The sequence below is a fragment of the Planobispora rosea genome, assembly GCF_014648175.1.
In the GTDB taxonomy this organism is placed as follows: Bacteria; Actinomycetota; Actinomycetes; order Streptosporangiales; family Streptosporangiaceae; genus Planobispora; species Planobispora rosea.
The window spans coordinates 1-8,722 of the sequence record NZ_BMQP01000090.1; the positions used below are offsets into that span (position 1 = coordinate 1).

An 8,722-nucleotide genomic window follows, 5' to 3' on the forward strand; every position below is an offset into this window, starting at 1 on the left:
TATCTGGGTGGGTCAAGGTTCGCCCGGAACAGACGGGTCACGATCGAGTCGGAATTGACACCCGAGGTCAAGTTCCCGGGAGAATGGCCACGGCGCGTGCGCTTCGGTCACCGTACCGGGCACCGGATGAGCGCGCGGGAACAGCGCCCCACGCGGTCCGGGATGACTGACACGTCACAGCAGGAAGATCAGTTCGAGTCCGATCAGCACGTCGAGCACTCCGCACCACTCGGCGTAGGAACGGGCCACGACCCTGCCGCGCCACAGGTGCACGAAGTCCCAGACGCCGTGCAGCAGCCATCCGGCCCCCACCGCGTACCGGCCGATCTCCGGGTCGAGGGCCAGCCCGGCCAGCGCCAGCGCGCCGAACCCGATCATGCCGATCACCTGGATCCTGAACTCCCCGGACCGGCGCGAGTGTTCATCGATCATGCCCCAGACCAGGACGACCAGCGCCAGGGCGAGCAGGATGGTGGACGGCGCGACGAGATCCAGCAACCGCGCCCCGACGATGATCACCATGCCGACGCCGAGCAGCGGCCACGACAGCGCGGGGCGGCCCAGATTGGCGACGGCGAGATACAGCAGCGGCAGGGCGGGAAAGACCTGTGCGAGGCTCCTCACCTCCGCGTTCAGATCGCTCGCGCCGCTCAACGTGAGGAACGTCAGGCCGATGGCGACGGCGGTCGGCCAGCGGTCCTTCAGTACGTCGATCCAGCGCCTGGGGGTGGGTGCGGTGTTCGCGGCCTGCATCGGAGACCTCCTCTATACGGGGGCGAGGTACGGACGGTCTCCAGGTTCGCCGCCGCGCGCTCCTCTCGGTAGCGCCGAAACCGCACGTCAGGGCATGGACATGTCACACAATCACATGACATTTGTCATTGTTGGGCCCAGGGTGAGAGGCAGAGGACCGGCGCGGTGGATTGCTGCGACAATGACCGCGTGCGCGACGTGCCGGCCGACCCGGGGACGGGGCTGACGAACTTCCGCCGCTACACCTGGTGGAGTCTCATCGGCATCATCGCGTTCTTCCTGGTCTTCAGCGTCGCCAGGAGCCGGATCATGGACGTGGCGGTGCCGTTCGTGGTCCGGTTCGCCGTAGTGACCGCCTTGGCGCTGACGGTGGCCGCCGTCGCGGTGTCCATCAGCCGCAGGCTCCCTCGCGTCCCCAGCGGATCGCCGGACACGGACCCGGACGGACCACCGCCGGTCGGGTGGCTGGCGGCCGGGGGCGCGGGCGGGATCGCGCTGGGCGTCGCCCTGCTCGCCGTACGGGATTACGGGCTCTGGTCGTTCGGTCCGGCCATGACGGTCTCGGTCATCGCGATGTTCCTGCCCGACCGGCGCCGGTGGCTGCTGATCGCCGCCACGGCGGTGGGCGCGGCCGTCCTCGGCGGGGTCACGGCCGCGGTGTCGGGGCAGGGATCGCTGTTCGCGGCGGCTTTCCCGGCCGGGCTGGTGGTCTTCACCGGCTGGGTCACACTCGGGATGTTGTGGGCGTGGGACGTCGCCGAGCGGCTGAACGCGGCCCGCCGGTTGTCGGCGGAGCTGGCGATCAAGGATGAGCGGCTGCGTTTCGCCGCCGATCTGCACGACATCCAGGGTCACCACCTGCAGGTGATCGCCCTCAAGAGCGAGCTGGCGGCGCGGTTGGCGGAGGCCGACCCCGCACGGGCGGCCGCGGAGATGCAGGAGGTGCGACGCCTGGCCACGGACGCGCTGCGGGACACTCGTGCCGTCGTCCAGGGGTATCGCCGCGTCACGCTGGAGGAAGAGATCACGAACGCGACCAGGGTGCTCGCCGCGGCCGGCATCGACGCCCGGATGGAGCTGGACCCCGCCGTTCCCGGCCTCCTTCCCGGCCCGGACCGGCACCTGCTGGGACTGGTGATGCGGGAGGCGACCACCAACGTGCTCCGCCACAGCCGCGCCCGGCACGTCGAGGTCAGCTACCGGATCACCGACGGCCTGGCCCGCCTCACTGCCGCCAACGACGGTGCGCCCGACCGTCGTACCACGGAGCATCCCGGCATCGGGCGAGAGGCCGGTCCGAGGCAGGAGGCCGGTCCCGGCACCGGCCTGCGGACGCTCGCCGAACGGGTCCGAACCGCCGGGGGTGAGCTGACCTGGCGGCACGACGGCGACCGCTTCACCGTGACAGCCTCTCTGCCGGTGGAGAGATCCGGCCCGGAACCGGCCGGCGACCGGACCACCGCGGCGGCCACCGACCTGGAGGCGCGATGATCCGGCTGCTGATCGCCGACGACGAAGACCTGATCAGGGGCGCCCTGGTGGCGCTGCTGGAGCTGGAGGAGGATCTGACCGTCACCGCCGAGGCGGCCACCTCCACCGATGCCGTACGTCTGGCCCGCGAACACAAACCCGACATCGCCGTACTGGACCTGGAGATGCCGCCGGCCGACGGCCTGCGCGCCGCGGAGGAGATCAGGTCGGAGTCCCCCATAAAGATCATCCTGGTGACACGGCACGCCCGTCCAGGAGTACTGCGCCGCGCGCTGTCGGCGGGGGTGAGCGGCTTCGTTCCCAAGACCACCCCGGCGACGAGACTGGCGGAGATCATCCGTGACGTCGCCGCCGGACGGCGCTACGTCGATCCCGACATCGCCGCCTCAGCCCTGACCGAGGACGACTGCCCGCTCAGCGACCGGGAACTGGAGGTGCTGCGGGCGTCCCGGACCGGTGCCTCGATCAGGGAGATCGCCGCCCAGGTCCACCTGGCACCGGGCACCGTGCGCAACTACCTGTCGACGGCCATGGCCAAACTCGGCGTCGGCTCCCGTCACGCCGCCGCCCACCGCGCCTGGGAAGAAGGCTGGATCTGAGGGCCGTCCGGCGGACCCTTCCGGGAACCCTTCCGGAGACCAGACCGTTGTTCCGCGATGACCTTGGTGTTTTCGGCTCCGATGAGGGTTCCTGGGCGATGGCGTGGTTTCGGAACGACGAGCAGGACTTCCAGCAGCTCTTCGAGGAGGCTCGACAGACTCGCCAAGAGGGGCGTGCGGTCTTCGTGGCTCGTCTGCGGTCCAAGCACGGGAAGACGAACCCTTGGGCTGCGCCGGAAGTGGCCGACCTGATCGAGGGTGTCGAGCGTGAGGGGTGGGAGCTCAGTCATATGGCGGAGAGCCTGGCCGGAGATGCCGTTCCTCAGATGACCTGCGTTTTCCGGCGCAGGTAGCCACGGCGTTCCGGGTCGATTCCGAATCTCCCGCGCCGGAACCACGGCGGGTGCGCTGCGGTCGAGGCCAGATGAAGACCAAAGTCCAGGTGGAGCAGCCATGCCTGCTCTGGGCTCTTCTGCGCCGTCAAGGCAGAGGAGCCTGGCGCTCCAGTGACTCTTTGAGATCATGATGGAGATCTGAACCGGCAGTGGCGCCGGCGAGTAACGGGCTGCGCCGGGGCAGGTGCATCCTCGTCTCGCCAACCAGCTCGATCTGACGCGGGAAGTCGTGCCCGTCGAGCGTGAACCCGATCTCGTCCACTCCGGCTTCGGCGAAGGCCGCCATCCGTCCGGCCGCCTCGGCCGGTGACCCGCAGATGGAAGCTTGGCGTGCTTCCTCAAGGGGGAGCTGGAAGAACTCCGACAGCTGCGCTTCCATGGCCTGTCGCGCCTCGCGGTCTTCACCGAGAACCGCGTGGACTCCCAGGTGCACGGACGGCACCGGCCTGCCGTACTCCTCTGCGAACTCCCGCAATCTGGCCACTGCCGCCTTGACGCGGGGCGGGGTCAGCCCGGAGGGCAGCCACCCGTCGGCGAACCGCGCCACCCGTCGCAACGCCGCCTCACTCGTGCCAGATCCGACCAGCAACGGCGGCACCGGGGTCCCGGGCGCCAGGGTGACCGTCACCCCATCCCGGACGGCGGTGGCCCTGCCTCCGATCAGCCCGGGCAGCGCCCGCAACGTCTCATCCATCAGCCGCCCTCGTCCCGTGCTCGGCGCACCGACGGCGGCCCAGAAGGGCGATCCGGGGAAGCCCCCGATCCCCACGCCCAGCCGTACTCTCCCCCGGGAAAGGTACTGCAGCGTCTGTATCTGCGCCGCCATCATCGCCACCGGCCGCGTGGGAACGGACAGCACCCCGAAATCGAGGGTCACCCGCTCCGTGACGGCCGCGGCGGTGGCCAGAGCGACGATGCTCTCCAGCGCGAACGTCCCGTCTCCGATCAGTACGTCGGCGACGCTGAGGGAATCCACCCCGGCGGTCTCGGCCAGCCGCGCCGCCTGCGCCACACCGTCCGGCCCCAACGTCTTGATCTCCTGCAGGGTCGGCAGCCCGACACCGATCTTCACCATGACGCCAGCATGCAACCTCAACCATGGTTGATATCAAGAGCGGCGGTCCTCGGAGAACGCCCCAACCAGGCGTGGGCGGGCAGGCGAAGGCACCGGTCGATGAGTGCGCACCCCCGAACCACCGGTGGCGCAGGGAAACACCCGCCTGGCGTCCGGCGGCCTGGCGGAGGAAGGCGAGCGACCGCGAGCAGACTCAGCGGAGGGCGACATCGCGATCGGCGGTGCGACTCTCGCCGCCGAAGCAGCCGCGCCGGGTCTGATCGACGAGTACCGGGCCAGGGTCTACCCGGTACTGGTCGGCGGTGGCGTTCCGTTCTTCCCCAGCGCGAGTGCCGGGTGGATCTCGAACCCGTCGAGACTCGCAGCTTCACCTCAAGAGTCGTCTACCTCCGCTACCGCGCGGCGCACCAGACCACGCCCTGAGAACGTCACCGCCTCGGCCAGCCGGACGCACCGCCTGGCGTTGCCTGCGCCCCACGCCTGGCGGGCCTTCATGCTGAGCGTGGTGGCCATGTTCACATCACCGATCCCCGGCGTCGCACCCGGCAGCACAGGATGCGGCAGGGGTCTTCGGGCCGGCGCCGGCCCGCCTCCCAGTATTCGATCATGAGGACCGGGATTCGCGTTCGGGCAACGGAGTTCCCTCTGCTCAGAGCAGATCTGCCCCAGGCAGATCGTGTCGACGCAGGTCCGGATCGCCTCACATGATGGACGCATGAGCGGAGAATCAAATCTTCCACTGTTCAATGAGCGGGTAAGGCGCGAGCTCTACGACCAGCGTGTTCTCGTTCTCGACGGCCCCCTCGACGATGACAACGGGACACTGCTCGCTACGCAGCTGATAGCACTCGCCACCCAGGACACGTCGGCGGATATCGCATTGTGGATCCACTCGCCGGGCGGGTCGGTTCCCTCGATGCTTGCGATCCGCGACATCATTCGGCTCATTCCCTGTGACGTATCGACCCTCGTGCTGGGCATCGCATACAGCGCCGGACAATTCTTGCTGTCATCGGGGACCCGAGGGAAGCGCCGTGCCCTGCCGCACTCGCGCGTCCTGATGCACCAGGGCTCGGCGGGAATCGGCGGCACCGCAGTCGACATCGAACTCCAGGCCGGCGACCTCAGACACACTCGCGACACGGTACTCGGTCTTATCGCCGAGGACACGGGGCAGCCCGTCGAGCGCATATTCGAGGACTCTCTGCACGACCGCTGGTACACGGCACGAGAGGCATTGGACTACGGCTTCATAGACACAATCGTGCAGAATTTCGACGAAATCACGTTGCGCAATCGCCCACGGCTCGGATTCGGCATCACCGAAGGAGTCGGACAGTGACCACATACACTATTCCGAACGTCATCACCCAGAATTCCCGCGGCGAGCGGATCATGGATGTCTACTCGCACCTTCTCACCGAGCGGATCATCTATCTGGGAACCGCGATCGACGCGGGCGTCGCGAACGCGCTCATCGCGCAGCTGATTTTTCTGGAGTCGGACAACCCCGAAGCAGAGATACAGTTCTATATCAACTGCGAAGGCGGAGATCCGAGCGCGATGCTCGCGATATACGACACCATGCGTTATATCCGCCCGCGGGTTTCGACAACCTGCGTCGGACAGGCCATCGCGGTAGGTGCCGTCCTTCTCGCCGCCGGTGCCGAAGGAAAACGTGCCGCCCTCCCGCACGCGCGAGTGATCCTGCACCAACCGGCCGCCCAGGGACGCGGAACGATCCCCGATCTCATCTTGCAGGCCGACGAGGTCGTCCGTGTCCGAGCGGACATCGAGCGCATACTGTCACGGCACACCGGCCAGACGATCGAGACTCTGCGCGCCGACACCGATCACGATCGTGTGTTCACCGCGACCGCGGCCCTGGAGTACGGACTCCTCGATCAGATCATCGAGGAGCGTTCATAGGCCAGTGGATGATCCCGACGAGCCACGCTACGCGGCCAGAGCATACGCCGCCGAGCAGGTAGCACCTCTCGACGTGCTGCCCTGAGCAGACCTCAAACTCTCGGCGACGGCAAGGGTCAGATCGACCAAGGTCACATCCAGCGCGCCGGCGACCGCAGCGATCATTTCGCTCGACGGCTCTTTGACGCCTCGTTCCATCTCGGAGAGATACTGCGGCGAGACTCCGGCGCGACGTGCCGTCTCGCTCAGCTTCTCACCCCGCTCGTGACGGAGGCCTCTGAGACACTCACCGAGCACGTGCCGCCACAGCGGCTCGCGAGCCGGAGACGGCTTGGAGCTGGTCCGATCGATCGCCGGGTGTAGCGGCGGGACAGAAGACGCCATATCTCACCATAGGTAGATGGCGCGTTGGAGTTCGGCCGGATCCGCGCAGAGCGGAATCGTCCCCGCTTCCTCCGGCCCGGCTGAGGGTGAACCACATGCTCACCGAGTGGTCGCTCGCAGCGGAGATCACTTGGATGACCGGAGATACCGCGAGGACATGGATCACCGCGTCAACGACGATCTTCTACGACTCATATGACCGCGCATGCGGCAGAGGCGAGTTCGAGAAAATGGGGAGTGACTCACGCCCACGGGTTGCTCGACACCCACATCCTCACCCTTCGCCGGAATCGACCCCGACGAACTGCCCGACGAGATGATGATCAGTGCCATCACCACCGCCGAGTTGTCGGTCGGTGTGCTAACGGCAGCCGGACCTCAGGAACTCGCCGGTCTGCCGGTCAACGCGGCCGAGCTGTTCGACGGTGCGGGTGATCCGCTCGATCAGATCGGCGTCGGGTGCGATGGTCGGCAGCGGCGGCGCGGGAACCGGCACGCTCAGCGCCTCGGCGGGCGCATGGTCCTGTTGGTCGCCGAACAGCTCGGCCTCGTCGGTGCCGAACACGCGGCAGTACAGGACACGGTAAGGGGCTTTGGGCTGGTGCCGACCCGCCTCCCAGTCCTTGATCATAAGGACCAGGGATTCGCGTTCGGGCAGGCGGTCATGGGTGTGGGCGTCGGCGGCCTCGGCCAGGCGCTTGGCCATGTCCCGCTGTGTCCACAGGCGCTGCCGCCGCTCGTCGCGCAACCGTACGGCCCAGGCCGGAAGATCACGCATCACATCCACCTCGGGGGAGAGTGAGGAATCCGCTTGCCGGTCCCCCAGTCCCCCTGCTCGCACTGTCAGTGGGGCTGTCTGCGGCGATGTGAGGGAAGGACCTGCAATGACGGGCCCACAGGCGCTGTCACGCCGTACGGGTCCCTTGATCGCACATCGGAGGCGCGACCCATGGCCAACTGTCGGCCGGAACTGGCCCCCAGGGACGGCAGAACACGACCGTGACGGTGAGATCGCACGCGGGCTGCTATCTGGTGTGGCCGCCCACCACTGCTGATCTCCATCCCTTCCGTGCCGAGGATCCTTGCCTCGTGGTGGACCTGACCTCCGCCCTGCGGCCGGAGCCGTAGCGGTGACGCCACAGGAACTCCGGTGCTACGAGCGGACGTGGATCATCTCCTCAGCCGTGGCGGGCGGCTGGTATGCCGTACGGCGCATCGCTCTGTCAGTGCACGCACAGAAGCGTGGCCTGTCCGAGATCCGCTGCGGGGCGAGTCCGGCCGAGCTGGCGCGCCATCTGGCAGCAGAAACCCGCCTGGAGACCCGGTCCTGGAACCACACGCCCTGAGAGACCATCGAGCGTCATGGACCGGCGTGGCGGCGCGGATCTGGAGGACAACGCCACCAAGCCTGCTCCGTGGCTCCCTACTTGAATGGCGAAGAGCCACCCATGGTGAACTGTCCTTTGAGGAATCTCACATACGGAGCGAGGCTCGCAGCCGCGCCGACTCCTTCGCGGCCTCCTGATCACCGCGTTCGGCAGCACGCTCGTACCAGAGCAGGGCTTCTTCGCCGCGACCGGTCTCCTCCAGGAGAAGGGCGAGGTCGAAGATGATCTCCGTGTAGGTCGGGTAGTCCTCGTCGTCTGGCTCGTTCAGGTCACCGCCGTGGTCGTCTAACGCCCGCCGGTACCACGCCTCGGCCTCCGCTTCCCGGCCGGTTCTCCTGAGAAGGCTGGCCAGCCGGTTACGGGCTTGGGGATAGATTCGTTCGGCGGCCTGCCGGTACCAGCGTTCCGCTTCCTCTGGTTGCCCATCCTCTTCAAGAAAGATGCCCAGGTTGTAATGCGGTTCGACGGTGTCGCCCACCTCGGCCGCACGACGTGTGAGACGGATCGCCTCCTCCCGGTCGTCGTCCTCGATGAGCAGCGCGAGATTGATCATGGCGGTCGCCCAGCCCCGGTCCGCCGCCGACCGGTACCAGTGGATTGCCTCGTCACGGCGACCGGTGTCACGGCACAAGGTGCCCAGCAGACTCGCGGCGGGTGGCGTCCCGGATGCGGTGTAAAAGACAGCGGGCGTAGGTTGCCGTGTTGAAC

The 8,722-nt window shown here is 67.6% G+C and carries 11 protein-coding genes; 6 read left to right on the top strand and 5 right to left on the bottom strand.

All coding sequences use genetic code 11. The annotated features are described in order from the left end of the window. Positions 1–174 precede the first annotated feature (174 nt). Positions 175–753: a hypothetical protein gene (locus IEZ08_RS38440; RefSeq protein ID WP_189244188.1), complete on the bottom strand. Its 579-nt coding sequence runs from the start codon at positions 751–753 to the stop codon at positions 175–177. 189 nt (positions 754–942) lie between these two features. Here IEZ08_RS38440 and IEZ08_RS38445 point away from each other — a divergent pair, with 189 nt between their 5' ends. Beyond that, positions 943–2,244: a sensor histidine kinase gene (locus tag IEZ08_RS38445; protein WP_189244189.1), complete on the top strand. Its 1,302-nt coding sequence runs from the start codon at positions 943–945 to the stop codon at positions 2,242–2,244. Next, the gene (locus IEZ08_RS38450) at positions 2,241–2,843 is read left to right on the top strand and encodes a response regulator transcription factor (RefSeq protein WP_068920463.1); all 603 of its coding nucleotides are present in this window, start codon (positions 2,241–2,243) and stop codon (positions 2,841–2,843) included. Before IEZ08_RS38445 ends, IEZ08_RS38450 begins: the two co-directional genes overlap by 4 nt. A gap of 480 nt (positions 2,844–3,323) precedes the next feature. On the opposite strand, the gene IEZ08_RS38455 is transcribed toward IEZ08_RS38450, so the two are convergent. Next, entirely contained in the window at positions 3,324–4,313 is a 990-nt protein-coding gene (locus IEZ08_RS38455; RefSeq protein ID WP_189244190.1) for an LLM class flavin-dependent oxidoreductase, read from the bottom strand. A 124-nt stretch (positions 4,314–4,437) separates the two neighbouring features. Between IEZ08_RS38455 and IEZ08_RS40125 the strand changes: the two genes are divergently transcribed. The 3 genes from IEZ08_RS40125 to IEZ08_RS38470 all read left to right on the top strand — a co-directional run bounded on the left by IEZ08_RS40125 (position 4,438) and on the right by IEZ08_RS38470 (position 6,242). Beyond that, the gene (locus IEZ08_RS40125) at positions 4,438–4,923 is read left to right on the top strand and encodes a dihydrofolate reductase family protein (protein WP_229803955.1); all 486 of its coding nucleotides are present in this window, start codon (positions 4,438–4,440) and stop codon (positions 4,921–4,923) included. A 105-nt stretch (positions 4,924–5,028) separates the two neighbouring features. Further along, a complete protein-coding gene (locus IEZ08_RS38465) occupies positions 5,029–5,655 on the top strand; it encodes a ClpP family protease (RefSeq protein ID WP_189244191.1) in 627 nt (208 codons plus the stop codon). Beyond that, the gene (locus tag IEZ08_RS38470; RefSeq protein ID WP_068920459.1) at positions 5,652–6,242 is read left to right on the top strand and encodes a ClpP family protease; all 591 of its coding nucleotides are present in this window, start codon (positions 5,652–5,654) and stop codon (positions 6,240–6,242) included. The genes IEZ08_RS38465 and IEZ08_RS38470 overlap by 4 nt, the downstream gene beginning before the upstream one ends. A 27-nt stretch (positions 6,243–6,269) precedes the next feature. Here IEZ08_RS38470 and IEZ08_RS38475 read toward each other — a convergent pair whose 3' ends face one another. After that, on the bottom strand, positions 6,270–6,626 hold the full coding sequence (locus tag IEZ08_RS38475; protein ID WP_068920458.1) for a helix-turn-helix domain-containing protein: 357 nt from the start codon (positions 6,624–6,626) through the stop codon (positions 6,270–6,272). A 361-nt stretch (positions 6,627–6,987) separates the two neighbouring features. Continuing rightward, complete coding sequence (locus IEZ08_RS38480; protein ID WP_189244192.1) at positions 6,988–7,404, bottom strand: helix-turn-helix domain-containing protein; 417 nt, start codon at positions 7,402–7,404, stop codon at positions 6,988–6,990. Between the two features lie 352 nt (positions 7,405–7,756). Here IEZ08_RS38480 and IEZ08_RS38485 point away from each other — a divergent pair, with 352 nt between their 5' ends. Beyond that, positions 7,757–7,972, top strand: coding sequence for a hypothetical protein (locus IEZ08_RS38485; RefSeq protein ID WP_189244193.1), 216 nt, complete (start codon positions 7,757–7,759; stop codon positions 7,970–7,972). A 127-nt stretch (positions 7,973–8,099) separates the two neighbouring features. Here the strand turns inward: IEZ08_RS38485 and IEZ08_RS38490 are convergent. Continuing rightward, on the bottom strand, positions 8,100–8,722 hold a 623-nt coding region (locus IEZ08_RS38490), incomplete at its 5' end, for a tetratricopeptide repeat protein (RefSeq protein WP_229803954.1).

Bases quoted from the DNA above. Each gene is read 5' to 3' on its own strand.
- IEZ08_RS38465 (WP_189244191.1), top strand. From the start codon at position 5,029: ATGAGCGGAGAATCAAATCTTCCACTGTTCAATGAGCGGGTAAGGCGC.
- IEZ08_RS38455 (WP_189244190.1), bottom strand. From the start codon at position 4,313: ATGGTGAAGATCGGTGTCGGGCTGCCGACCCTGCAGGAGATCAAGACG.
- IEZ08_RS38475 (WP_068920458.1), bottom strand. From the start codon at position 6,626: ATGGCGTCTTCTGTCCCGCCGCTACACCCGGCGATCGATCGGACCAGC.
- IEZ08_RS38450 (WP_068920463.1), top strand. From the start codon at position 2,241: ATGATCCGGCTGCTGATCGCCGACGACGAAGACCTGATCAGGGGCGCC.
- IEZ08_RS38440 (WP_189244188.1), bottom strand. From the start codon at position 753: ATGCAGGCCGCGAACACCGCACCCACCCCCAGGCGCTGGATCGACGTA.
- IEZ08_RS38480 (WP_189244192.1), bottom strand. From the start codon at position 7,404: ATGCGTGATCTTCCGGCCTGGGCCGTACGGTTGCGCGACGAGCGGCGG.